The organism is Pararhodobacter aggregans (genome assembly GCF_003075525.1).
GTDB lineage: Bacteria > Pseudomonadota > Alphaproteobacteria > Rhodobacterales > Rhodobacteraceae > Pararhodobacter > Pararhodobacter aggregans.
On sequence record NZ_QDDR01000007.1, the window covers coordinates 151,907 to 175,959 of the forward strand.

The 24,053-nt window shown below is 68.6% G+C and carries 22 protein-coding genes; 6 read left to right on the forward strand and 16 right to left on the reverse strand.

What is annotated here, in order from left to right; genetic code table 11:
• The first annotated feature begins 55 nt into the window (after window positions 1-55).
• Complete coding sequence (locus tag DDE23_RS14335; RefSeq protein ID WP_157958037.1) at window positions 56-754, forward strand: helix-turn-helix transcriptional regulator; 699 nt, start codon at window positions 56-58, stop codon at window positions 752-754.
• Window positions 755-847: 93 nt separating this feature from the next.
• Here DDE23_RS14335 and DDE23_RS14340 read toward each other — a convergent pair whose 3' ends face one another.
• The 10 genes from DDE23_RS14340 to DDE23_RS14380 all read right to left on the reverse strand — a co-directional run bounded on the left by DDE23_RS14340 (window position 848) and on the right by DDE23_RS14380 (window position 10,895).
• Window positions 848-1,882, reverse strand: a complete 1,035-nt coding sequence (locus DDE23_RS14340; RefSeq protein WP_107752431.1) for a 3-hydroxyacyl-CoA dehydrogenase family protein — start codon at window positions 1,880-1,882, stop codon at window positions 848-850.
• Window positions 1,879-2,832, reverse strand: coding sequence for a helix-turn-helix transcriptional regulator (locus tag DDE23_RS14345; RefSeq protein ID WP_337589836.1), 954 nt, complete (start codon window positions 2,830-2,832; stop codon window positions 1,879-1,881). The genes DDE23_RS14340 and DDE23_RS14345 overlap by 4 nt, the downstream gene beginning before the upstream one ends.
• 62 nt (window positions 2,833-2,894) lie before the next feature.
• The gene (locus tag DDE23_RS14350) at window positions 2,895-3,314 is read right to left on the reverse strand and encodes an acyl-CoA thioesterase (RefSeq protein ID WP_107752432.1); all 420 of its coding nucleotides are present in this window, start codon (window positions 3,312-3,314) and stop codon (window positions 2,895-2,897) included.
• Window positions 3,314-4,495 carry a benzoyl-CoA 2,3-epoxidase subunit BoxA gene (gene boxA / locus DDE23_RS14355; protein ID WP_107752433.1) on the reverse strand — a complete coding sequence of 394 codons (1,182 nt, stop codon included), beginning with the start codon at window positions 4,493-4,495 and terminating at the stop codon, window positions 3,314-3,316. Before boxA ends, DDE23_RS14350 begins: the two co-directional genes overlap by 1 nt.
• Window positions 4,492-4,647, reverse strand: a complete 156-nt coding sequence (locus DDE23_RS25130; protein WP_157958038.1) for a hypothetical protein — start codon at window positions 4,645-4,647, stop codon at window positions 4,492-4,494. Before DDE23_RS25130 ends, boxA begins: the two co-directional genes overlap by 4 nt.
• 126 nt (window positions 4,648-4,773) lie before the next feature.
• Window positions 4,774-6,225 carry a benzoyl-CoA 2,3-epoxidase subunit BoxB gene (gene boxB / locus DDE23_RS14360; RefSeq protein ID WP_107752434.1) on the reverse strand — a complete coding sequence of 484 codons (1,452 nt, stop codon included), beginning with the start codon at window positions 6,223-6,225 and terminating at the stop codon, window positions 4,774-4,776.
• Window positions 6,226-6,312: 87 nt separating this feature from the next.
• Window positions 6,313-7,971 (reverse strand): 2,3-epoxybenzoyl-CoA dihydrolase, encoded by a 1,659-nt coding sequence (gene boxC, locus DDE23_RS14365; RefSeq protein WP_107752435.1) that lies wholly within the window; start codon window positions 7,969-7,971, stop codon window positions 6,313-6,315.
• A 139-nt stretch (window positions 7,972-8,110) separates the two neighbouring features.
• Window positions 8,111-8,542 carry a DUF309 domain-containing protein gene (locus DDE23_RS14370; protein WP_107752436.1) on the reverse strand — a complete coding sequence of 144 codons (432 nt, stop codon included), beginning with the start codon at window positions 8,540-8,542 and terminating at the stop codon, window positions 8,111-8,113.
• Entirely contained in the window at window positions 8,539-9,351 is an 813-nt protein-coding gene (locus DDE23_RS14375) for an alpha/beta fold hydrolase (protein WP_107752437.1), read from the reverse strand. The genes DDE23_RS14370 and DDE23_RS14375 overlap by 4 nt, the downstream gene beginning before the upstream one ends.
• On the reverse strand, window positions 9,348-10,895 hold the full coding sequence (locus DDE23_RS14380; protein WP_107752438.1) for a benzoate-CoA ligase family protein: 1,548 nt from the start codon (window positions 10,893-10,895) through the stop codon (window positions 9,348-9,350). The genes DDE23_RS14375 and DDE23_RS14380 overlap by 4 nt, the downstream gene beginning before the upstream one ends.
• Window positions 10,896-11,099: 204 nt before the next feature.
• On the opposite strand from DDE23_RS14380, the gene DDE23_RS14385 reads away from it, so the two are divergent.
• From DDE23_RS14385 to DDE23_RS14395, 3 genes are all read left to right on the forward strand, one after another.
• Window positions 11,100-11,696 (forward strand): NAD(P)H-dependent oxidoreductase, encoded by a 597-nt coding sequence (locus tag DDE23_RS14385; protein ID WP_107752439.1) that lies wholly within the window; start codon window positions 11,100-11,102, stop codon window positions 11,694-11,696.
• On the forward strand, window positions 11,696-13,612 hold the full coding sequence (locus tag DDE23_RS14390) for a cation:proton antiporter domain-containing protein (RefSeq protein WP_107752440.1): 1,917 nt from the start codon (window positions 11,696-11,698) through the stop codon (window positions 13,610-13,612). Before DDE23_RS14385 ends, DDE23_RS14390 begins: the two co-directional genes overlap by 1 nt.
• A gap of 67 nt (window positions 13,613-13,679) precedes the next feature.
• Window positions 13,680-14,180 carry a pyridoxamine 5'-phosphate oxidase family protein gene (locus DDE23_RS14395; RefSeq protein WP_107752441.1) on the forward strand — a complete coding sequence of 167 codons (501 nt, stop codon included), beginning with the start codon at window positions 13,680-13,682 and terminating at the stop codon, window positions 14,178-14,180.
• A gap of 3 nt (window positions 14,181-14,183) precedes the next feature.
• Here DDE23_RS14395 and DDE23_RS14400 read toward each other — a convergent pair whose 3' ends face one another.
• Genes DDE23_RS14400 through DDE23_RS14420 form a run of 5 tightly spaced genes read right to left on the reverse strand, consistent with a single transcriptional unit; the run spans window position 14,184 to window position 20,698 of the window.
• Window positions 14,184-15,095 (reverse strand): YihY/virulence factor BrkB family protein, encoded by a 912-nt coding sequence (locus DDE23_RS14400; RefSeq protein ID WP_107752442.1) that lies wholly within the window; start codon window positions 15,093-15,095, stop codon window positions 14,184-14,186.
• Entirely contained in the window at window positions 15,092-15,748 is a 657-nt protein-coding gene (gene pdeM, locus DDE23_RS14405; protein ID WP_107752443.1) for a ligase-associated DNA damage response endonuclease PdeM, read from the reverse strand. Before pdeM ends, DDE23_RS14400 begins: the two co-directional genes overlap by 4 nt.
• Window positions 15,745-18,123, reverse strand: a complete 2,379-nt coding sequence (locus tag DDE23_RS14410) for a ligase-associated DNA damage response DEXH box helicase (protein WP_107752444.1) — start codon at window positions 18,121-18,123, stop codon at window positions 15,745-15,747. The genes pdeM and DDE23_RS14410 overlap by 4 nt, the downstream gene beginning before the upstream one ends.
• The gene (locus DDE23_RS14415; protein ID WP_107752445.1) at window positions 18,120-19,691 is read right to left on the reverse strand and encodes a cisplatin damage response ATP-dependent DNA ligase; all 1,572 of its coding nucleotides are present in this window, start codon (window positions 19,689-19,691) and stop codon (window positions 18,120-18,122) included. The genes DDE23_RS14410 and DDE23_RS14415 overlap by 4 nt, the downstream gene beginning before the upstream one ends.
• A complete protein-coding gene (locus DDE23_RS14420) occupies window positions 19,688-20,698 on the reverse strand; it encodes a ligase-associated DNA damage response exonuclease (RefSeq protein ID WP_107752550.1) in 1,011 nt (336 codons plus the stop codon). The genes DDE23_RS14415 and DDE23_RS14420 overlap by 4 nt, the downstream gene beginning before the upstream one ends.
• Window positions 20,699-20,784: 86 nt before the next feature.
• Here DDE23_RS14420 and DDE23_RS14425 point away from each other — a divergent pair, with 86 nt between their 5' ends.
• On the forward strand, window positions 20,785-21,762 hold the full coding sequence (locus tag DDE23_RS14425) for a zinc-binding metallopeptidase family protein (RefSeq protein WP_107752446.1): 978 nt from the start codon (window positions 20,785-20,787) through the stop codon (window positions 21,760-21,762).
• Window positions 21,763-21,858: 96 nt separating this feature from the next.
• Window positions 21,859-22,830, forward strand: coding sequence for a fumarylacetoacetate hydrolase family protein (locus DDE23_RS14430; RefSeq protein ID WP_107752447.1), 972 nt, complete (start codon window positions 21,859-21,861; stop codon window positions 22,828-22,830).
• Here DDE23_RS14430 and arsJ read toward each other — a convergent pair.
• Window positions 22,814-24,019, reverse strand: coding sequence for an organoarsenical effux MFS transporter ArsJ (arsJ, locus tag DDE23_RS14435; protein ID WP_107752448.1), 1,206 nt, complete (start codon window positions 24,017-24,019; stop codon window positions 22,814-22,816). The two genes, DDE23_RS14430 and arsJ, sit on opposite strands and share 17 nt — an antisense overlap.
• Window positions 24,020-24,053: the final 34 nt, after the last annotated feature.

Here is a 24,053-nt window from a genome sequence, read left to right on the forward strand (position 1 = left end):
CCCGGCTTTCGATATGTCCCCTTTTTCAGGGGACGCAAGGATGGGAGGGCACGGCATGACAGAGGCCTTCCGCCAGATCGGCGCCTGCCTCGACGCCATCGGTCAGCCCGGTTTCCCGCTCAGGCTGCTGGAACTGGCCGAGCGGACCGGGGCACGGCAGGTGATGGTCTTCGAGCTGGGGCCGGACAGCGCGCGCTGCCTGCTGTCGCGGAACTACGCGCGGCAGGGGTTGGGCGAGGCGCTGGCGGGCGATTACCTCGACGGCTGGCATCTGCACGACCCGCTGCGCCCGGCCTTGCGGCGGCTGCAGCCCGGGCAGCGGCGACTGCTGCGGGTCACGGCCGAGGGGATGGAGGACGCTTACCGCGAGCTTTTCTTCACCCGGCCCGGGCTCAGCGGCAAGACCTCGGTCCTGCTGGCCGGGCCGCGGCGGCGGCTGGTGGTGAACCTCTACGAGGCCGGGGCGCCGGTCGATGCGGCGCTGGCCGAGCTGGTGGGCCAGCTGATCCTGATGCAGGCCGAAGCAGCGGGCGAGGCGCCCTATCCCCCGGCGCTGTCGGCGCTGAGCGAGCGGGAGCGGGCGGTCTGTCTGGGCATTCTGGCCGGGCAGAAGACCGAGGCCATCGCGGGCGGGTTGGGGCTGTCCCCCGGGACGGTCATCACCTATCGGCGGCGGGCCTATCACAAGCTGGGCATCGCCTCGCGCGGGGCGTTGTTCGGGTTATGCCGGGGCGATGGGCCGGGGGCGGGATGAAATCCCACCCTGCGCGGCGCGTTGGCTCGTGCCATGCCGTAGGGTGCGTGCTCGCACGCACCATCCCGCCCAAGGTGCGTGCGAGCACGCACCCTACGGGTGGTAGTGATGGAAGAGGACGCCGCCCTTTGCCTCGGGAAAACCGCAGGCCATGACCGATATCAGGTCGACGATCCCCGCCTCGATCCTCAGCGACAGCGCCGACCGGACCAGCGCCCTCAGCAACCGTTCGACGATCTCGGCCTCGGCAATCGGCCGGGTGGAGACCCCGGCGAAATGGGCTTCCTCGCGGGCCAGATCCTCGATCAGCGGGTCGATGACCCGCCCGCCGCCGCCCGGATAGCGATACCAGCCGACGCCGCCCTTCCGCCCGAGCCGCCCCTCGGGCACCATCCGGTCGATCAGGGGCAGCGGGTGACCCTGTGCCCGATGGCGGGCAAAGGCGCGATCCAGCCCGCGCAGATCCTGCGCCGCGCAGGGGCCGAGGGTGAAGCCGAAGCCTTCGGCCGCGGCATCGACCTCCCAGGGGGTGGAGCCCTGGAAGACCAGCGCCTCGGCCTCGTCCTCCAGCGCCGCCACCAGCCGCGCGCCCTTGAAGCCGGGCACCACCACCGGCAGCGCCCCCAGCCGCCAGGCCAGCCCCAGCGCGCGGATGTCAGAACCCTTGACGATCTCCATCAGGCCGATGGCGGGCGGCGGCGCGTCGGTGTCGATCAGCGCGACCGGCGCGCCGAGGCTCTCGCGCAGCGCGCCCAGCGTCACCCCGGGGCCGAGGCTGACAGCCAGTGCCCCCGGTGCCGCGGCCAGGAGCGCCCTCAACAAGCCGATCCGCTCCGCCGCCGCCCCGCCCGAGGCCTCGACCAGCAGATCGGCGCCCTCCGCCTCGGCCATAGTGGTCGCCAGCCGGATCCCGGCGCCCCGGCCGCTGCGCTTCAGCGCATCGCGGGCGCGGGCCGCGTCCCAGTCGTCAGCCTCGATCAGGGTCACGGCGGCGCCGGTGTCGATCAGCGCCACCGCCAGCCCCAGCGCCTGCGGGCTGCCCCCGGCCACGGCGGCGCGGGTCACGGCAAGGGGGGCGCCCTGCGACAGGCGGGCGCGCAGCTTTGCCAGATGCGCCTCTGGCGTCACGAAAGAAAACCGCGCTCGCGGATCAGGGCCAGCAGATCGGCGAGCGAATCCTCGACGCTGCGGCCGGTGGTGTCGAGCTTGGCGCGGGCCTGATCGTAAAGCGTCTCGCGGCTGGTGAGGATGAACTTGAGCTGGTCCATCGCCTCGGGGTTGCCGGCCATCGGCCGCATGTCGCCCTGCGCGCGGACCCGGTTCATATGCTCGGCGGGCGCGGCCTTGACCCAGATGGTGTGGAAGTTCCCCAGAAGCGTCTTGAAGGTCTCGGGCTCGGACACGATGCCGCCCGCCACGGCCAGGATCATCGCCTCATGCGTGGCGATGACGCGGCCCAGCGCCTGCGCCTCCAGCCGGCGGTAGCCTTCCTGCCCGTAGAAGGCCATGACCTCGTTCACCGGCATGCCGGCCTGATCCTCGATCTCGCGGTTGAGCTCGACAAAGGGCAGGCCCAGCGCCGCGCCGGCCCGGGCGCCCAGCGTGGATTTCCCCGCCCCGCGCAGGCCGATCAGCGCGATCCGGTGGCGCCGCGCGGTGGCTTCGGGCTGCGGCAGCAGGTGGTCGAGGACCTGCGCCCGGACCTCGGCCGGGGCGGCGCGGTAGAGTTCGGCGACCCTGAGCGCTTCCGAGGTCCAGGGGTCATCCTCGCCCACCAGCCATTCGATGCGGTGGTCCAGCGCATCCGCCACCCGCTGCAACAGGCCGATGGAAATATTGCCTTCGCCCGCCTCCAGCAGCGCCAGATAGCGCGGCGAGACGCCCGAGACCTCGGACAGGACGCGGCGGGGAATGCCCTTCAGCTCGCGCGCCTTGCGCACCCGTTCGCCGACGCGCAGGATCAGCGCCCGCACCGCCGCTTCGCCGCGGCTGTCGGGATCGGGGGCGAGCGTCTCGCCGCGGAAGTTGGTGATCTCGGACATCTCGGGATCGGCGATCATTTCGGAACAATAGTGCATAACCCTAGGCGATGCCGGAAGCCCGAACAATAGGCATCCGATGATCGCGGCCGGTCAGTGCATTATCCTGCCGGGGCTTCGATCTGGCCGAGGATCAGCGCGCGGATCTCGGCCGGGGGCGGTTCCTTGGCAAAGACGCTGGCCTTGACGAAGACGCAGGTGAAGCGCCCCTCGAAGCAATGCACCCCGTCCTGATACCCGCCGACGCGCCAGTCGATCGAGGTCTCGCCCAGCCTTGTCGGCGCCACCTCGCAGATCAGCCGGTGGCGCGGCGTCATCGGGGCCAGGAAATCGAGCGCCATATGCACGAAGGGCGTGCCCAGGTCGCGGTCCAGATCCATCTGGAACCAGCCGCCGCCCAGGTGATGCTCCCACCAGCCGTTGATCGCATCGAGCGCGAAACCCGGAATGCGCGCGGTGTAGACGATCTTTGCCGGGTCGCAATCGCCCCAGGCGATGCGGATCTCGTGCCGGTAGGGCATCAATAGGTCTCGACGTGGTAGCGGCCTTCATCGCGCATCGCGTCGCGGGTGGCTTCCCAGGCCAGGCCCGTGGATTCGGCGATGTTCTTGAAGGCCAGCTCGACGCCCTGCTCCATCCCGCGCAGCCCGCAGATGTAGATATGCGTCTGCGGATCGGCCAGCAGGTTGGCGACGGCCTCCTGTTCGACCATCATGCGGTCCTGCACGTATTCCTTGTCGACCCCCGGGATCCGGCTGAAGACCAGATGCTTCTTCAGCAGCCGCTCGGGCACTTTGTTGAGCGGGCCGAAATAGGGCAGCGAATCGGGGGTGCGGGCGCCGAAGAACATGATCATGTCGCCGCTGCCGCCCGCTTGCGCCCGCTGGCGGCGCATGGTGAAGGCGCGGAACGGGGCCGATCCGGTGCCGGTGCAGATCATCAGCATCCGCGCCGCGCTGTCCTCGGGCATGAGGAAGGTGGCGCCAAAGGGGCCGGTGACCTTCACCTCGTCGCCGATCTTCAGATCGCAGACATAGTTGGAACAAAGCCCCTGCACCTCGCGCTTCACGGTGAGCGAGAGGTTGTTGAAATTCGGCCGCTCGCCATCGCGCGGCGAGCTGACGGAATAGAGCCGCGGCAGGTGCGGCTTGCCCTCGGCATCCGTGCCGGGCGGGATGATGCCGATGGACTGGCCTTCGAGCACCGGCATCGGCTGGGCGCCGAAATCGAGGATGATATGGCGCACGTCCGAGCCGGATTCGCCGCTGGTCAGGCGGAAATTGCCGGTGACCTTGGCGGTGGCGGGCTTGCCGAGGTTATAGAGGTTCACGGTGGGCTTGGTGGCCGTCGCCGGAGCCTTCGACTTGCCGCCCGCGCCCTTGTGGGCCTCGGCCAGCAAGGCCTCCATCGCGTCGTCCAGCGCCTCGACGCCCGACGAGCTGCCGATCTCCGCCTGCGCGGGCAATTCCTGCCAGCCGAATTGCTCGTCCAGCGAATAGGGGGTTTCGACCACGCGCCATTCGTCGATGGACCCCGTTGGGCAGACCGGAATGCAATCCATGCAGAAATCGCATTTTTCGGCATCGACCACGACGTTGTTGTCGTCATGGGTGATCGCCTCGACCGGGCAGGTCATCTCGCAGGTGTAGCAGCGGATGCAGATTTCCGGGTCGATCAGATGCTGTTTCAGGGGCTTGTTCATGCGCGGTGTGTCCGGGGATGCAGCACCGTCTCGGGCAGACGGCTCAGTTCGAGAAGGCTCCAGCACAGGCCGGCGCAATCGGCGCAGCCGAGGCAGGCGGCATCGCTGCGGGGTGGGCGCGGGGCTTGCAGGGCGGAACGTTCAACGGGCATCGGGACCTCCCTTCCGTTTGCCGGGCTGGCAGGCAGGGGCCGAGGGCCCCCGCCCTTCGTCGTCGCGGGCGAGCAGCGCGGCAGGCGTAGGGTGGAGTTTCACCCCACCATCGCCCGCGCCGCGGCTCACGCCATGTGCAGCTTCACATATTCGAAGTCGCCGGGCTTGTTGTCGATCCCCACTTTCGGCGGCGCGATCCAGCCGGCGAATTTGCCGGGCTCGTAGCAGGGCTTCATCAGCGACTGGATGAAATCGCCATCGGCGCGGGTCGGCAGCCAGTTGTCGCGCTGCGCGTCGTACTCGGCGCCCGACAGCAGGTTCCCGTCCGGGTCGAAGGCCTTGCCCTTGAAGACACCGATCTGGCGGTGGAAGCTCTCGTGCGGCAGCTTCAGCTCGAACTGGATCCCCGATTTCTCGATGATCTTGTTCCAGCGGCCGACCCCGCCCGCCGCGTCGCGGGTGTAATCGTCGCGCAGGCGCATGTTGATCGCAGTCAGGGCCGGAACCTCGTGGCGGATCAGCTTGCCGTCGACGAAATCCCAGACCGGATAGGTGTCGCCCTTCAGCTGGTGGTCGTCGGTCAGGCGGTGCTCCATGTAGCGGCCCTTGACCCCGGCGTTGAACGCGTTGGCGGCGTTGGTCGAGACTTCCTGGCCGAACAGATCCAGGGACAGCGTATAGTGCAGGTTCAGCTTCTTCTGGATCGTCGGCAGGTCGATCACGCCGAGGGCCCGGATGCGGTCGATCTCGAAGGGGTCGTCGATGCCGTTCTCGGCCATCACCTGACAAGTGCGTTCGATCACCCGGCCGACCCCGGTCTCGCCCACGAACATGTGGTGCGCTTCCTCGGTCAGCATGAAGCGGCAGGTGCGCGACAGCGGGTCGAAGCCCGATTGTGCGAGCGATTCCAGCTGCATCTTGCCGTCGCGGTCGGTGAAATAGGTGAACATGAAGAAGGACAGCCAGTCCGGCGTTTCTTCGTTGAAGGCGCCCAGCATGCGCGGCGCTTCTTCCGAGCCCGAGGAGCGGACCAGCAGGTCATCAGCCTCTTCCCGGCCGTCCTTGCCGAAGTATTTCTGCAGCAGATAGACCATGGCCCAGAGGTGGCGGCCCTCCTCGACGTTCACCTGGAACAGGTTGCGCATGTCATAGAGGGACGGCGCGGTCAGGCCGAGGAAGCGCTGCTGCTCGACCGAGCCGGGCTCGGTATCGCCCTGGATGACGATGAGGCGCTTGAGCATGTTGCGGTATTCGCCGGGGACTTCCTGCCAGGCGGGCTGGCCCGCGTGTTCGCCACAGGGGATCACGCGCCCCTCGACCTGCGGGGCCAGCAGGATGCCCCAGCGGTATTCCGGCATCTTCACATAGTCGAACTTGGCCCAGCCCTTGGGGTCGACCGACACGGCGGTGCGCAGGTAGACCATCGACTTCTGGAAGTTCTGCGGGATCAGGTCATTCCACCAGTTGATGTACCCGGGGTGCCATTTCTCCAGCGCCTTGAGCACGCGCTTGTCGTTCGAGAGACCCACGTTGTTGGGGATCTGGGTGTCGTAGCTGACGTTGATGAGGTCGATCATGGGTTCTCCTCCGAGGGGGTGGTGCGTGCAAGCACGCACCCTACGATGTTGCGTCTGTAGGGTGCGTGCTCGCACGCACCATGCCGGTCACACGCGCTGCATGTTGTAATCGCCGCGCACGCCGGTGCCGTAGCGCTGCAGCGCACCGTCCTTGCCGGTGGCGTTGGGGCGGTTGAAGATCCAGTTCTGCCAGGCGGTCAGGCGACCGAAGATCCGGGTCTCCATCGTCTCGGGGCCGGCGAAGCGCAGGTTGGCTTCCATGCCGGTCATCGCATCCGGGCTGAACGAGGCGCGCTCTTCCATGAAGATGCGGATCTCGTCGTCCCAGTCGATGTCGTCGAAGGCTTCGGTGACAAGGCCCGCCTCCATCGCGTCGTCCGATTCCATCGCCTCGCCGATCCGGGCCTGCAGCGCGCCGACCGCCTCGGGCTCGCCCAGGAAGCGGGTTTGCAGGCGGGTCAGGTCATTGCCCATCGGGAAGGGGCCGAAGTTGCCTTCGGACAGGGTGACGGTGGCGACCGGGCGGTTGTCGCCCTCGAACTCGCCTTCCATCATGTAGCTGCGGTCCGAGGCCCAGAGCAGTTCCGCCAGGAAACCGGCATAGCAAGAGCCGTTCTCGACCAGCGCGACCAGCGAGCGCGAGGTCACGTCGACCCGCTTCAGCACGCGCTTCCAGTATTGCAGGATCTCGCGGCCCAGCCAGTGGTCCTTGTGTTCCAGCAGGAAGGCTTCATGCGCCAGCACGGCCTCGGCGTCGCCTTGCGTGCGGAACACGACCAGACCCAGCTCCATCTCGTTGAGGCGCAGCTCCAGGATCGCGTCGTCGAATTCCCGGGCGAGGCGCAGCATCCACGACTGGTCGCCCTCGGCCACCAGCGCCTCGACCGAGGCGGGCACGTCGCGGTCGGGGCCGTTCAGGGTGATCGTCGCCTTGCGGCCCTCGCGGTCCACTTCGACCTCGACCAGCGAATAATGGATCGAGCCATTCTCATCGACGGTCTTTTTCAGCGGGGTCAGCGCGATGCCCTGACCCGTCGCCTTGTCCGAGGCCGCGGCGAATTCCTGCGCGCGCTGGGCGACGGTTTCGTCGAATTTCGAGGTGGCGACCACCTCGTCCACCAGCCGCCAGTCCTTGGCGCGCTTGCCCTTGATGCCTTCTTCCAGCGAGCAGAAGATATCGGCGAGATCGCGGCGCACCTTGCGCTTGTCGGTGACGCGGGTCAGGCCGCCGGTGCCGGGCAGCACCGCCAGCAGCGGCACCTCCGGCAGCGACACGGACGAGGCGCTGTCATCGACCAGCATGATGTGGTTGCAGGCCAGCGCCAGCTCATAGCCGCCGCCCGCGCAGGCGCCCTTCACGGCGGCGACGTATTTCTGGCCCGAGTCGGCCTCGGCCGCCTCGAAGGTGTTGCGGGTCTCGTTGGTGAATTTGCAGAAGTTGACCTTGTGCGCATGGGTCGCGCCGCCCAGCATGCGGATGTTGGCCCCGGCGCAGAACACCTTGTCCTTGCCCGAGCGCATGACCACCACCTTCACCTCGGGGTGTTCGAAGCGCATCCGCTGCACCACGTCGGCCAGTTCGATGTCGACGCCCAGATCGTAGCTGTTCAGCTTCAGCTGGTAGCCGTCGAAGAGCCCGCCGTTCTCGTCCACGTCCATGGTCAGGTTGGCCACGGCGCCGTCATAGTCCACGCGCCAATGGCGGTACTGGGACGGCTCGGTCTGGAAGTTGATGCGCTTGGTCACTGGAATCCTCCCTGGGGTCCGTCGGCAGCCTTGGTTGCGATGCACAATAATGCCGACATGGTAAGCGGTAAATACCTATTTTGCCGATTCGGCGGCCGAAGTGCAAAATATTTCCACCGCCATCAGCCGTATTTTTGCACTATAGTGCATTTTCCGCCCGAATGCGAGCCTCAAGCTCGGCAACCTGCCGCCGATCCAGCCCCATGACCGACTCACCGCCGCGCCGGAACCCTTCGCGCAGGGCAGCCTCGGCCAGCGGCAGGATGCGGACAGCGGCTGCCTCGCGACCCATGCGGCGCTTCAACCCGGCGTTGGCCAGCTGGATCAGGCCCCGCATGAGTTCCCGCTCGGCGGAAGCCTGCGGCAGGGCGGACCAGATCCCTTCCCAGAATTCATGCGCTTCCCAGTAATAGCCAGCGCGAAAGGCCGAAAGCCCGCCCTGAAAGGCGGGGCTGAGGGCCAGAGCCTCGGGCGAGAGCGCCTCAAGACCCGCGAGGGCATGGGCAAAGATTGCCGGATCCGGGCGCGGGTTGCGGCCCGGCAGATGCGGCGCGGGGGGCAGCGGGGTCACACGCCCTCGGGCTGCGCGGCCTCATGCGCCATCAGGCGGGCGGTGAAGAAGCGCACCGCGTCCAGCACCGCCCCGGGCTGGTCGAATTGCGGCGAGTGGCGGCAATCCTCCAGCGCCAGCACGTCGACCGGCGCGTAAGAGCGCGTCTCGAATTCCGCCACCTGCTTCATGGTGCCGTATTGGTCGTCCACACCCTGAATGACCAACGCCGGCACGCGCAGGTAGTCGATGACCTCGCTCACGTCCCAGGCGGCGAAATCGGGGTTCAGCCAGGCGTCGTTCCAGCCGCGGAAGGTGGCTTCCGGGTCGCGATGGTACTTGCCCATCCTGGCCGCCATCTCGGGCCCGAAGGCCGCACCGGCGCGGGCGATCTCCGCCAGACCCATGGGTTCCGTGAAGACATGCGGCGCCATCAGGACGATGCCGCGGACGCGGAAATCCTCGACCCGGCCGGCGTATTCGGCGGCGATGGTGGCGCCGTCGGAATGGCCCATCAGCAGGTAATGGGCCGCGCCGATCTGGTCCAGAACCTCGGGCAGGACGTCCCTGGCCTGCCGGGTCATGTAGTCGATGGGGAAAGGCAGATCGCCCGCATCGGACTGGCCGTAATTGGCGCGGGAGAAGGCAAAGACGCCGAGGCCGGTGGCCCGTGCCAGCGCTTCAGGAAAGTCCCGCCAGAGCGCCAGACACCCCAGCCCCTCGTGCAGCAGAACGATCACCGGGCCCGCGTCGCGCTGACCCCAGCAGGCCCATTCCAGCCGCTTGCCGCCTGCCGTCAGCCAGCCTTTGCCCGCGTTCCAGTCGATCATGCCACAACCTCCGCATCCCGCAGCTTGAAGCGCTGGATCTTGCCGGTCGCGGTCTTGGGCAATTCGTCCACCACGGTGACCCAACGGGGATATTTCCACATGCCGATCTTTCCCTTGATGTGGTCCTTGAGCGCCTCGGGATCGAGCGTGGCGCCCTCTTTCAGCACGACGAAAGCGGCGGGCTTGACGAGGTCCTTGTCATCGGCGCGGGCGACGACGGCGGCCTCCAGAATGCCGGGATATTCGACCAGCGCCTGTTCGACCTCGAACGGGCCGACCCAGATGCCCGAGACCTTGAACATGTCATCCGTGCGCCCGCAATAGACGAAGCGGCCGTCCCGGGTGCGCTCGTATTTGTCGCCGGTGCGGGTCCAGTGCCCCTGAAAGGTGCTCATGCTCTTCGATCGCCGGTTCCAGTAGCCCTCGGCACTGGACGGACCGCGGACCAGCAGCTCGCCGACCTCGCCCTCGGGCACGTCCTGATCGTGTTCGTCGACCAGCCGCACCTCATAGCCCGGCACCGCCACGCCCGAGGTGCCATAGACGATGTCGCCCGGGCGGTTCGACAGGAAGATGTGCAGCATCTCGGTCGAGCCCACGCCATCGACGATCTCGGCCGCCCAGAGCTTTTCCCAGCGCTCGCCGATGTCGCGCGGCAGGGCCTCGCCGGCCGAGGTGCAGAGCCGCAGGGAATGGACGGGCGGCGTGCCCATCTTCTCCTGCTCGGCCACCAGCGCGGCATAGAGGGTCGGCACGCCGCAGAAGATCGTCGGCTTTTCCTGTGCGAGGATCTCGAACACCGCGTCCGGGGTGGGGCGTCCGGCGAAGATCACCGTGGTCGCGCCCGCCGACATCGGGAAGGACATGGCATTGCCCAGCCCATAGGCGAAGAACATCTTCGCCGCGCTGAACACCGTATCATCCTCGCGGATGCCCAGCACCTGATTGCCGAAGGTATCGACCGTGGCCTTCAGGCTGGAATGGATGTGGCGCACGCCCTTCGGCACGCCGGTCGAGCCCGAGGAATAGAGCCAGAAGGCCAGCTCATCGCCATGGGTCTCGACCGTTTCGACCGGCTCGGCCCCGGCGACGAAATCGGTGTAGCTGACGCATTCGGTGCCGCATTCCTGCTTGGCGCCGATCACCACCACGGCCCGCAGGAAGCGGTTGCCGTCCACGGCGGGTTTCACCGTTTCCCACAGCTGTTCGGATACCACGAGGATCGAGGCGCGGCTGTCGTTCAGGATCGCCTCGTAGACCGAGGCCGAAAGGAGCGTGTTCAGCGGCACCGGGATGGCGCCCGCCTTCAGCGCGCCCCAGAAGACCACCGGAAATTCGATCTGGTCGCGGACGATCATCGCGATCCGTTCCTCGCGCCGCACGCCGTGGCGGCCCAGCGCCCCGGCGAAGACCGCCGATTGCGCGGCCAGATCGCCATAGCTCAGGCTGCGCTTCGCGCCATCGGCCTCGCGAAAGGCGGTCCTGGCGGCGCGTCCTTCGGTCACGTGGCGGTCTACGAAATAGACGGCTGCGTTCTCGTTCATCAAAATCCTCCCGCGCGGGCACGGCCCCCTCCCGGGCCGGGGCGCAGACTCGCGCCGCCGCTGTGCGATATAGTGCAAATATGCGCCTGATGTGCAAGTTGTTTGTTCTGCTGATGCACTTTCCTGCACAAGCGCCCCACAAGGACGCCATTGCCGCCGCCGGCAATCCGCCTCAGATTAGGGCATTCCCCGCAAGGAGCCGCCATGGCCCGTCTGCTGCATTACGCCGCCCATCCCAGCCCCGGAACCTCGAGCGCCAACAGCGCCATGCTGAAGCGGGTCCGCGGGCTGGAAGGGATCACCTCGCTGGACCTCTATGCGGAATATCCCCGCTACGATATCGACATCGAGGACGAACAGCAGCGGCTGCTAGCCCATGACGTGATCGTCCTGCAATTCCCGCTGTTCTGGTATTCCTGCCCGGCGCTGGTCAAGGAATGGCTGGATCTGGTCTGGGAGCATGGCTTCGCCTATGGGCGGGGCGGCGACCGGCTGAAGGGCAAGCTGCTGATGCTGGCGGTGACCACCGGCGGCCCGCAGGAGGCCTACGGCGCCGAGGGTTACCAGCATTACGAACTGCGGACCTTCCTGACGCCCTTCGAACAGGCGGCGCGGCTGGCGCAGATGCGCTTTCTGGCACCCTATGTCCTGCACGGCGCCCTCAAGACCGAGCCCGAGGCGCATGCGCTGGGCTTCCTCAGGCTGATGACGGCGCTCAGGGACGAACGGCTGGACCTGCGCGCGGCGGAGAGCGCCGATATTCTCACCCATGACACGCTGCCGCTGATGGGGATCAACTGATGTCGGATTTCCTGCTGCTCGCCTTCCTGTTCCTGATCGCCGGGGTCGCCGCGGTCCCCATCGCCACCGCGCTGGGGCTGGGCTCGGTCCTGGGCTACCTGATCGCCGGGATCGCGCTGAGCCCGATCCTGCTGCTGCTGGAGGTGGATGTCGTCTCGATCCAGCATTTCGCCGAATTCGGCGTGGTGATGATGCTGTTCCTCGTCGGGCTGGAACTGGAGCCGAAACGCCTGTGGGAAATGCGCAACCGCCTGCTGGGGCTGGGCGGATTGCAGGTGGGGCTGACGGCCGCGCTGATCGCGGGCGTGCTGATCGCCTTTCAGATGGATTGGCGGATCGCCGTGGCGGTCGGGCTGATCCTGGCCATGTCCTCGACCGCCATCGTGTTGCAGACGCTGGCCGAGAAGGGGCTCCTCAGGGGCGACGGCGGGCAGGCGAGTTTCTCGGTCCTGCTGTTTCAGGACATCGCCGTGATCCCGATTCTGGCGCTGGTGCCGCTGCTGGCGATGCCCGGGGCGCATCACGCCGGGGCCGAGGACGGGCACGGCGCGGGAATGTCGCTGGTCGCGGATCTGGCGGGCTGGCAGGCGGCGCTGGTCACGGCCGGGGCGATTGCGCTGGTCATCGCCGGCGGCATGTTCCTGACCCGTCCGCTGTTTCGCTACATCGCCAAGGCCCGGCTGCGCGAGATCTTCGTGGCCACCGCGCTGATGTTCGTGGTCGGCATCGCGCTTCTGATGACGCTGGTGGGCCTCTCGCCCGCGCTGGGCACGTTCCTCGCGGGTGTGGTGCTGGCCAACAGCGAATACCGGCACGAGCTGGAATCGGACATCGACCCGTTCCGCGGGCTGCTGCTGGGTCTGTTCTTCATGACCGTCGGCGCGGCGATCAATTTCCAGATGCTGTGGGACGACCTGTTCCCGATCCTGGGCCTGACATTCGCTGTCATTGCGGCCAAGGCGCTGGTGCTGCTGATCCTCGCCCGGATCTTCGCGCTCAGGGGGTCCGAGAAGTTCCTCTTCGGTCTGGGGCTGGCGCAGGCGGGGGAATTCGGCTTCGTGCTGAGCTCGTTCGCGGTGTCCAACCTGGTCCTGCCCGAGACGATGGCGCCAAGGCTCAACCTCATCATCACCTTGTCGATGATGCTGACCCCGGGGCTGTTCATCCTGTACGAACGGGTGATCCGGCCCGCCTTCGACCGCCCGGTCGTCCGCGAGGATGACGAGATCACCGAAAAGGGCACCGCGATCATCGCCGGGCACGGGCGCTTCGGCGGCATCGTCAACCGGATGCTGCTGGCGGCGGGCTACAAGACGACGGTGCTGGACCATTCGGCGGCGCAGCTCGACATGCTCAGGGTCTTCGGCTTCAACGTCTATTACGGCGATGCCTCGCGCCCGGACCTCTTGCATGCGGCGGGGATCGAGGAGGCGACGCTCCTCGTCATCGCCATCGACGACCCGGCGCAGGCGGTGGCGATCGTGCATCACGTCTCCCAGAACCACCCGCATGTCCACATCATCGCCCGGGCCCGCGACCGGCACCATGTCTACGAGCTGTACAACGCCGGCTGCCGGGACGTGATCCGCGAGACCTTCGATTCCTCGGTACGGGCCGGGCGTTCGTCCTACGAGGCGCTGGGCATGCATCCGTTCGAGGCCGAGCGGCTGGCGCGGGCCTTCGTCAAGGCCGACCGCCACGCGCTTTATGAACTGGCGCAGGTCTGGGATCCGGAGATCCCCGAGACCCAGAACCCCGCCTATGTGCAGAAGGTGCGCGAGATGAACGAGGTGATGGAGCCCGGCGCCGCGCTGGGTGCCTTCCGCGAGCGGCACGAGCGCGGCTGGACCCCGCCCTCGCCCCAGGACACCGAAACCGACCGCCAGCGGATCGAGGCGGCGCGCGACGGGGCCTGAGGGGAACAGGCGGCAGGGTGGCGCGTTTTCCTGACAACAGCGAAACGCCAACCGAAAGGACGATGCGATGAACGCCTATGCCGCCATCACCGAAGACCCGCGCCACGCTCTGGAGAAAGGGCTGGAAAAGGTCCGTGCCGGAATGCTGGGGGTGCAGGGCTCTGCCCAGCACATGCAGCCGATGACCCATTTCGCCGACTGGCCGCAGAACCGGCTGTGGTTCCTGACTTCGAAGGACACCGACCTCGTGCGCAGCCTGTCCCCGGGCGCCCGGGCGCATTTCTGCGTCATGGACGAAAAGCACGGGTTCGACGCCTGCCTCGCCGGGCACCTGACCGAGGATCTGGACCGCGCCAGGCTGGACGAGTACTGGTCCCCCGTCGCCGCCGCCTGGTTCAAGGGCGGCAAGGAGGACCCGATGCTGACCATGCTGCGCCTCGATCTGGCCGATGCCGCGCTCTGGGGCAGCACCGGCAATCCGGTGAAATTCGGCTTCGAGGTGCTGAAGGCCAACCTGTCGAAGGACGAGACGCCGGATCTGGGCGTCCACCGCGTCCTGACCTTCTGAGCCTCAATCCCGGGGCACTGACTCGGCGGGCGCACCTTCGGGCGCGCCCGCCCTGCGTTTGCGCTCGCCGTGAAACACCGCCTCCAGCGCCGCGTTCAGTTCGGCGCCGAGCAGCAGCACATAGACCGAGAGCCAGAGCCAGGTCAGCAACACGATCACCCCGGTCAGCGCGCCGAAACTGCGCTGGTAGCTGGCGAAATTCTCGGCATAGAGCGAGAACCCGGCCGAAGCGATGACCCACAGCAGGCAGGCCACCACCGCCCCCGGCAGCGTCCAATGCCAGCTGCGCCGCTGCCGGTTCGGACCGAAGCGGTAGATCACCGCGATCCCCGCCGTGCTGATCGAGAAGAGCGCAACCCAGCGGATCACCGAGACGATGCTCTGCGCCTGCACCGCTTCGGGAAAGAGCGCCAGCAGCACCGGGATCACCGCGATGGCGGCCATGCCCAGCAGCGCCCCGCCGATGACGAAGACCGCCAGCAGGATGATCGCCAGCCAGCGCCTGACGATGCCGCGCGTCTCGGTCTGGTTGAAAGCCACGTTCAGGCCCTGGATCAGGTGCCGCATGCCGCGCGCCGTGGCATAGAGCGCCGCGATCAGGCCCACGGCGGCGGTGACGCCCAGCGCGCTGTGGTCGGCGGCGACGATGCTGGAGGCCTGCTCGCGGATCAGGCTTGCGGCGCTGGGCGGGATGGCGGCGGTCGCGGTTTCGACCGGGCCGGTGATCTCGGCCGCGGAAAAGAAGATGCCGAGGATCGCCAGCACCGAGGCCATGGCGGGAAAGATCGCCAGCAGCGCGTAAAAGGCGATGCCGGCGGCCAGCAGGCCGATCTGGTCGCTGATGACCTCCTGATACATGCGCACCGCGACCCGCATCGCCAGCCGCGGCAGGGCGTTGAGCCAGCCGCCGCTCATGCCCGCCGCCTCGTGCCGGGGGTGAGCGGCCGGGCCATGACCCGCGTGCCGGTCAGCAGCGCCAGCCCCGGACCGACCAGATCGGCCAGCGGCGGCGCCTCGCAATCGAGGCCGCCGGTATAGGTGCCGAAGGCGGGCAGGATCAGATGCGCCCGCCCCCAGAGGAACGCGGGCCGGCTGCGCCCGGCCAGCCGCGCCTTGGGGTGGTAATGGCCGCTGATGTCCGGCCCCTCGCCCGCGATATGGCGAAAGGCGATGCCTTCTTCGTGGATTTCCGAAACAGTCTCGCCCAGCCCCGGCAGCGCCCCGCCATCGTGGTTGCCGGTGATCCAGACCCAGACCCGGCCCCGCGCCATCGCCGCCAGCCGCGCCCGGTTCGGGGCGCTCAGCGCCTCGGGCGCGCGGTCATCCTCGAAAGCGTCGCCCAGCGACAGGACGCGGACGACCGGCAGCGCCGCCAGCTCCGCCTCCAGCCGCGACAGCGTATCCTCGTCCTCGTGCGGGGGCAGCAGCGCGCCGCCGCGCGCCGCCATGGTCGCGGATTTGCCCAGATGCAGGTCGGCGACGATCAGCGTCCGCCTTGCGGGCCACCAGAGGGTGCCGGCCGGCCGGGCCTCGAACCCCTGCCCCGCGAAAGACAGCGGATGGGTCATGCCAGCCCCGCCTCCTGCATCAGCCGCTCGGCCTCGCGCGCCATCAGCCGCTCGCGGCCCTCGCCCTCGACCGAGACCTTGCCGATCTCCAGGATCAGGGGCGCGGACAAGGGCGTCACATGCGGCGCAAGCGCGTGATCTATCAAGGGGTTGGAGCGCAGCATATCCTCGATCCGGTCGAAATCCACCAGCCCCCGCCGCGCCTCGTCACGGGTGATCCGCAGCAGAAGATGGTCGGGGTCGTGCCGCCGCAGGGTGTCATGGATGATGTCCGAGGAAAAGGTCGCCTGCTTGCCGGACCGCCGCTGCCCCGGCAGATTGCGCTGCATCAGCCCGGCGATGGTCGCCACATTGCGGAAGCTCCGCTTGATGAGCGAATTGCCGGACAGCCAGCCGTCCAGCCCCTCGCGCAGCGCCCCGGCGTTCAGCAAGCGGGCGGGGTCGGTCAGGGGGTCGACCGACCAGATCATCAGCGCATGGTCAGTCGGGACAAAGCCCAGCGGGCCGAGGCCCAGCGCCTCCATCTGCCGGGTCAGCAGCAGGCCGAGGGTCTGGTGCGCGTTCCGCCCCGCGAAACCGTAGAGCGTGAAATGCCAGCGGTCGCCGCGCGGGAACGTCTCGCAAGCCAGCACCCCGGGGCGCGGCAGGACCGAGAGGCGGCGCTGCGTCTCCAGCCAATCGCGCAGGTCGGGGGGCAGCACGTCCCAGCGCCCGGGGTCGCCGATCAGCGCCTGAATGCGGTGCGAGACCTGCAGCGAACTCGCCATCTTCACCCCGCTGAAGACGGCGATGCGCGGCTGTTTGCGGGCGGCGTGGCCGACCTCCACCACCATCTCGCGCAGGCGCTCGAAGGCGACGACCTTGCCGCCGATCAGGAAGGTGTCGCCGGGTTCGAGGGACGCGGCGAAACTCTCCTCGACCGTGCCGAGGGGGGCACCGCCGCGCGAGCGGGCCATGCGGACGTTCAGATGCTCGGGGTCGGTGATGGTGCCGATGTTGAGGCGGATCAGCTTCGCGACGCGGGGGTCGCGCAGATACCAGAGGCCGCCCCGCAGCATCAGCCGTTGCCAGCGGTCATAGGCCTTCAGCGCATAGCCGCCGGTGGCGCAGAAATCGAGGCAGGCGTCGAAATCGGCGCGGGTCAGGGTGCGGTAGGGGCCGGCGCTGCGGAACTCGTGATAGAGCGCGTCGGCTTCGAAGGGACCGGCGCAGGCGGTGAGCAGGATGTGCTGGCAGAGCACGTCCAAGGGCCCCGGCCCGCGCCTTTCGCCGTCCAGATCGCCCGTATTCACCGCCTCCAGCGCGACGACGCTTTCGATCACCTCGAAGCGGTTGGCGGGCACGAGGCGCGCGCGGGAGGGCGCGTCGTAGCGGTGGTTCGACCGGCCGATCCGCTGCACCAGCCGCGTGACCAGCTTCGGTGCGCCGACCTGCAACACCAGATCCACATCGCCCCAGTCGATGCCCAGATCGAGCGAGCCGGTGCAGACCACCGCACGCAGGGCCCCCGCCGCCATCGCCTGCTCCACCCGCTGCCGGGCCTCGCGCGCCAAGGATCCGTGGTGCAGGCCGATGGGCAGGTTCTGCGGGTTATGCTCCCAGAGCTGCTGGAAGAAGAGTTCCGCCTGCGCGCGGGTGTTGACGAAGATCAGCGTCATCCGCGCCTTTTCGACGGCGGCCATCACATCGGGCACCGCGTAATGGGCGTTGCCCCCGGCCCAGGGCGCCGGGGCGCTGGTCGGCAGCAGGGCGATGTCCGCGGCGGGCCCGGGATCGGCGCGCAGCACCGTGGCGCCGCCCATGAAGGCGGCGAGGCCCTCAGGGTCGGCGACGGTGGCGGAAAGGCCGGTCACGGTCAGCCCCGGGGACAGGGTCCGCAGCCGGGCGATGCCCAGCATGGTCTGGTCGCCGCGTTTCGATTCCGCCAGGGCGTGGATCTCGTCCACCACCACGCGCTTGAGGTCTTTGAAGATCTTCGGCGCCTCGGGGTAGGAGGTCAGCAGGGCCAGCGATTCCGGCGTGGTCAGCAGGATGTTCGGCGGATCGACCCGCTGGCGCGCCCGCTTGGTGCTGGAGGTGTCGCCGGTCCGGTCCTCGATACGGATGGGCAGGCCCATCTCGCCCACCGGCGCGGCGAGGTTGCGGGCGATGTCGGCGGTCAGCGCCTTAAGGGGCGACAGGTAGAGCGTGTGCAGCCCGGTGCCGCCGCCCGCCAGATCGACCAGCGAGGGCAGGAACCCGGCGAGCGTCTTGCCGCCGCCGGTGGGGGCGATGAGCAGGGTGTCGCCCCGGGCCTCCAGCAGCGCCAGTTGATGCGCATGGGGCGCCCAGCCGCGCGCGGCGAACCAGTCGCGGAACCTGTCGGGCAGGATCATGCGCCGGCCCCGTCCAGAATATCGGTCAGCGCGGTCAGGCGGTCGGCCTCCTCGGCCGGCTTGTCCCAGCGGATGCGGCTGATCCGGGGAAAGCGCATGGCGACGCCCGACTTGTGGCGGGGGGAGCGGTTCAGCCCCTCGAACGCCACCTCGACCACCAGCGCCGGTTTCAGGGACCGGACCGGGCCGAAACGGTCGATGGTATGGGCGCGGACGAAACGGTCGAGCTTGCCCAACTCCTCATCCGTGAAGCCGGAATAAGCCTTGCCCACGGGCACCAGCCGGTCCCCGTCCCACAGGCCGAAGGTGAAATCGGAATAGAAGCCCGAGCGTTTGCCATGGCCCCGCTGGGCGTAAAGGATCACCGCATCCACCACCATCGGCTCGCGCTTCCATTTGAACCAGGGGCCCCGGGGCCGCCCGGCAACATAGGCAGACTCGAGCCGTTTCAGCATCACCCCTTCGATCACCGCGGCGGGCGGATCGGCCCTGAGCGCCGCCAGAGCCTCCCAATCGGCAAAGGCAAGCCGGGGCGAGGCGTCGAAACGGGCGGGGTCGAGGGTGGCGACGGCGGCCTCCAACCGGGGGCGGCGCTGGGACCAGGGCAGCGGGCGCAGATCCTCGCCCTGCCAGATCAGGATATCGTAGAGCCTGAGCGCGGCGGGATGCGAGGCGAGCATCGCCTTGCCGGGCGCCTTGCGGCCGAGGCGTTTTTGCAGATCGGCGAAGGGCGCCACCTCCTCGCCCCGCCGGACCAGCAATTCGCCGTCGAGCGCACCGTCGAACCGCAGCCCGGCGGTGATCTCGGGGAAGGCGGCCGAGATATCCTCGCCCGTGCGGGTATAGAGCCGGGCGGTGCCGCCCTCGGCCACCGCCTGCACGCGGATCCCGTCCCATTTCCATTCGGCGGCGAAATCGGCGGGGTCGAGGGTGGCGAGGTCGGGCTCGGTGAGCGGCGTCGACAGCATGACGGGCCGGAAGGGGGCGCGGGCGGTGATTTCGGGGCGGGGGCCGCCCTCAAGCCAGGCGAAGAGGGGCGCGTAGGGCGGCGTGAACCCGGCCCAAAGCTCGCCGATCTCTTCGACCGGGACGGTGCCGATGCGGGCGAGGCCGGTCAGCGCCAGCCGGGCCGAGATGCCGACGCGCAGGCCACCCGTCACCAGTTTTATCAGCGCCAACCGCTCGGACGGGCCCAGCGCATCGAGCCAGCGGGCCATCAGACCCGGAACCTCGGCCTTGCCCGCCCGCGCCAGCCCTTCGACCACCTCGGTCAGGGGTACGTCGCGCTCGGGGCCCCGGGCAGGCCAGATCAGCGCGATGGTCTCGGCCAGATCGCCGACGAAATCGTAGGACATCGCGAACAACTCGGCATCGACCCGCTCCGCCACCAGCGCCCGCAACAGCGCCGGTTTCGCCTGCCCTGTCTCCAGCCCGCCGGTCAGCACGGCAAGGGCATAGCCGCGGTCGGGGTCCGGCACCTCGTGGAAAAACCGCTCCAACAACGCCAGCTTGGCGTTGCGCCCGGGGGTGAAGGCGAGGCGTTCGAGGAGATCGGCGAAGGCTTTCATTCGACCTCGTCCTCGTAGCCCACCAGATGCAGCGGCTTGGCGCGGCGCTGTTCCAGGTCGGCCCAGCGCATCAGCGCGTCGTCGCGGCCGTGGGTGATCCAGAACTCCCCGGGGTTCAGCTCGCGCAGGGTGCGGGTCAGGTCCGGCCAATCCACATGGTCCGAGATGACCAGCGGCAGCTCCACCCCGCGCTGGCGGGCCCGGGCGCGGATCTGCATCCAGCCCGAGGCGAAGGCGATCACCGGATCGGCGAAACGCTGCACCCAGGGGCTGGCGAAGGCCGAGGGGGGCGCGATGACCACGGCACCGCGCAGCGCCTTCGCCTCGGCCTTGTCCATGGTCGCGGGGCGCAGGTCGCCCAGCGGGATCCCCTGCTCCAGATGGTAGTCGCAGAGCCGCTGCAGGGCGCCGTGGATATAGATCGGCGCGTCATGGCCCGCCTGCCGCAGCAGCATGATGACCCGCTGCGCCTTGCCCAGCGCATAGGCGCCGATCAGATGCGCGCGCTCGGGGAAGGCCTGAACCGAGGCCAGCAGCCGGGCGATTTCCTCGCCCGGCGGAGGGTGGTGAAAGACCGGCAGGGCGAAGGTGGCCTCGGTCACGAAAAGGTCGCAGGGCACCGGCTCGAAGGGGGCGCAGGCCGGGTTCGGCACCCGGGAATAATCGCCCGAGACGACCGCGTTGACGCCGCCCGCCCGGACCTCGATCTGGCACGAGCCCAGCACATGGCCCGCCGGATGAAACCGCACCTCGACGCCCCCCAGCGTGACCGTCCCCTCGGCCACTTGCCGGGTGCCCGCGAAGCCCTCGCCATAGCGGATCGCCATGATGTCCAGCGTCTGGGCCGAGGCCAGCACCGCGCCATGCCCGGCCCGGGCATGGTCGGCATGGCCGTGGGTGATCAGCGCGCGGGCGACCGGGCGCGTCGGGTCGATATGGAAATCGCCCTCTGGACAATAGAGGCCCTCGGGCCGCAGGGTCAGAAGGCGGGTGGCATCGGCTGGCATCGGCATCACGTCCTCAGGGGCAGATGAAACCTCTCGCCCCTTCACGGGTTAACTGGCACCCTAACCCGATCTCTCAAGGGCTTGTCATGCGTCGTTTCGATTGTCCCTCGTGTGGCCACGAGGTCTTTTTCGCCAATACCGCCTGCCTGAGCTGCGGCACGGCGCTGGTCTATGCCCCGGGGCGGGGGTTCCTGCCCTCGACCGATGGCGACGGGTTCTGCGCCAACCGCGAGGCGATCGGCTGCAACTGGGCTGGCGAAAGCCCGGACGGGCTGTGCCTGTCCTGCCAGCATACGCTGATCGTGCCCGACCTGACCGTCGCCGGCAATGCCGAGCGCTGGGCCCGGCTGGAGGCCGCCAAGCGCCCGGTGATCCGCGCGCTGCATCACCTGCGACTGCCGCTGACCGATGCGCAGGGCCAACCCGCCCCGGTCTTCGAGCTGAAGGGCGATCCGCTGGCCTCCGATGCGCCCAAGGTGATGACCGGCCATGACAACGGCACCATCACCCTCAACATCGCCGAGGCCGACGATGCCGAACGCGCCGCGATCCGCCAGTCGCTGGGCGAGCCCTACCGCACCCTGACCGGCCATTTCCGCCACGAGGTCGCGCATCATTACTGGCAGGTGCTGACCGGGGGCGAGCCCGCGCGCCTCGACGCCCTGCGCGCGGTCTTCGGCGACGAGCGGCAGGATTACGCCGCCGCGCTCGAGGCGCATTACCGCGACGGGCCGCCCCCGGACTGGTCGCAGCACTTTATCTCGGCCTATGCCTCGTCCCACCCTTGGGAGGATTTCGCCGAGACCTGGGCGCATGTGATGCATCTGCTCGACGGGCTGGAAACGGCGCGGGCCTTCCGGCTGGTGCCGGGGGATCTGCCGCTCGACCTGGCGGATCTGGCCGCCCTGCCGATGGCACGGCTGGCCGAGGCCTGGGCGGCGCTGTCGGTCGCGCTCAACGCCGTCAATCAGGCGATGGGGCACGAGACCTTCTATCCCTTCGTCCTGACACCGCCGGTCGTCGCCAAGATGGAGGCGGTGCGGCAAATGATCCAGCGCGCCTGATCGTCTGCCCGATTGTCCGATCGTCTGCGCCTCACCCCTTGCCGAGGCAGCGAAAGCCCGCGACAGTGCCGCCCGGGACGATTGGGAGGAACCATCATGAAATTCGCCACCCTGCCGGACGGCAGCAAGGACGGCCGCCTGCATCTGGTCAGCCGCGACCTGAGCCGCTGCGCTCCGGCCAAGGCCTGCACCACGCTGCAAGCGGCGCTGGAGGGATGGGAAGCCCTCGCCCCGGCGCTGGAGGCCGAATATGGCGCGCTGAACGCGGGCGGCGGCGTGGCCTTCGACCCGGCCGCGGCGCTCGCCCCCCTGCCCCGGGCCTGGCAATGGCTGGACGGCTCGGCCTTTGCCGCGCATGCCGAGCTGATGATGCAGGCCTTCAAGGCCGCTCCCATCGACAGTCAGGGCAAGCCCCTGATGTATCAGGGCATGTCGCATGAATTCCTGGCGGGGGCCGAGGATGTGCCGCTGCCTTCCGAAGACGACTGGATCGATTTCGAGGGCGAGTTCGGCATCATCACCGACGCCGTGCCGATGGGGGTGAACCCGGCCGAAGCGCGGCGCCACATCCGGCTGCTGGTGCAGATCAACGACTGGTCGCTGCGCCGCATCGCGCCGGTCGAGATGCGGACCGGCTTCGGCTGGATCCATGCAAAGCCCGCCTCCTCCATGGCGCCGGTCGCGGTCACGCCGGATGAGCTGGGACCGGCCTGGGCCGAGGCGCGGATCGCGCTGGACCTGCTGATCGACTGGAACGGCGCGCGGTTCGGCGCGGCCAATGGCGTCGACATGGGCTGCGGTTTTGACGATCTGGTGGCGCATGCCGCCTATTCCCGCAAGCTGGTAGCGGGGACGGTGATCGGCTCGGGCACCGTGGCCAACCAGAATTACCGCGAGGTCGGCTCCTCCTGCATCGCCGAGCGGCGCGGGATGGAGATCGTCGATCACGGCGCGCCGCGGACGCCCTTCATGGCCTTCGGCGACCGGGTTCGGATGGAGGCGGCCTTGCCCGACGGCACGCCGCTGTTCGGCGCCATCGACCAGCGGGTGGTCAAAGGCGGCGCGTGACGATCCAGGCCGCGGCGGCCAGCAGCCCCGCCGTGGCCAGGCACAGCGGCAAGCCTCCCAGCTGATAGCTGACGCCCGACAGCAGCGTCCCCAAGAGCCGCCCGGCGGCGTTGGCCATGTAGTAGAAGCCGACGTCCCGGGTGATCCGGCTGGCCTGCCCGAAGGCCAGGATCAGGTAGGAATGGACCGAGGAATTGACGGCGAAGACGAAGCCGAAGGCCAGCAGCCCGAGGACCAGCACCGCCGTCAGCCAATCCTGCGGCCCGCCCGAAAGCCACGCCGCCAGCGCCAGCGCGAAGGGGATCGGCACCAGCAGCGCGGCCCAGCTTCGGGCCTTGGCCTGCGGCTCGCCCCCTTGCAGAAGCCGCGGCGCCAGCGCCTGCACCGCGCCATAGGCGATGATCCAGAGCGCGAGGAAACCGCCGATGGCGAAGAAGGCCCAGCGGCGGCCCTCGTCCGTGCCATCCGACAGGACCGACTGGAAATAGACCGGCACGCCGACCACGAACCAGACATCCCGCGCGCCGAACAGGAAGAGCCGCGCCAGCGACAGCCGGTTCACCCGCGGATCGGGCGAGCGCCAGCCGGCGAATTTGGCGCCCTTGTCGGGGGCGGGCAGGCCCCTGGGCAGGAAGAGCGCGACGGCGATCAGGATCAGCGCCAGAACCCCGGCCATGGCATGGAGCGCGGGCTGGAACCCGGCCAGGGCCAGCAGCGCCGCGCCGAGGAAGAAACCGGCGCCCTTGACCGCGTTCTTCGAGCCGGTGAGCAGCGCCACCCAGCGAAAGAGGCCGCCCTCGGGCGCCAAAAGCTTGACGGCGGATTTGGACGACATCTTGGCCAGATCCTTGGCCACGCCGGAAACCCCCTGCACCGCCATGACGAAACCGACCGAGGCGGCGACGGACCATTCCGGCCCCAGCTGCGTCAGCGCCAGCAGCGCGGCGATCTGCAGCGCGAGTCCGGCATAGAGCGTGGCGGCGAGGCCAAAGCGCTGGGCGAGGAAACCCGCGTAGAGGTTGGTGACGATCCCGGCGAGTTCGTAGAGCAGGAACAGCCAGGCCAGTTGAATCGGGCTGAAGCCCAGCCCGTTGAACTGGAGGAGGACCAGCATCCTCAGCGCCCCGTCCGAGAGCATGAAGGCCCAATAGGCGGCGGTGACGGCGGCATAGGCGCGAAGCGGATTCATGCGGGCTCTCACGTCCGGGCCGGGGAACCGGGGG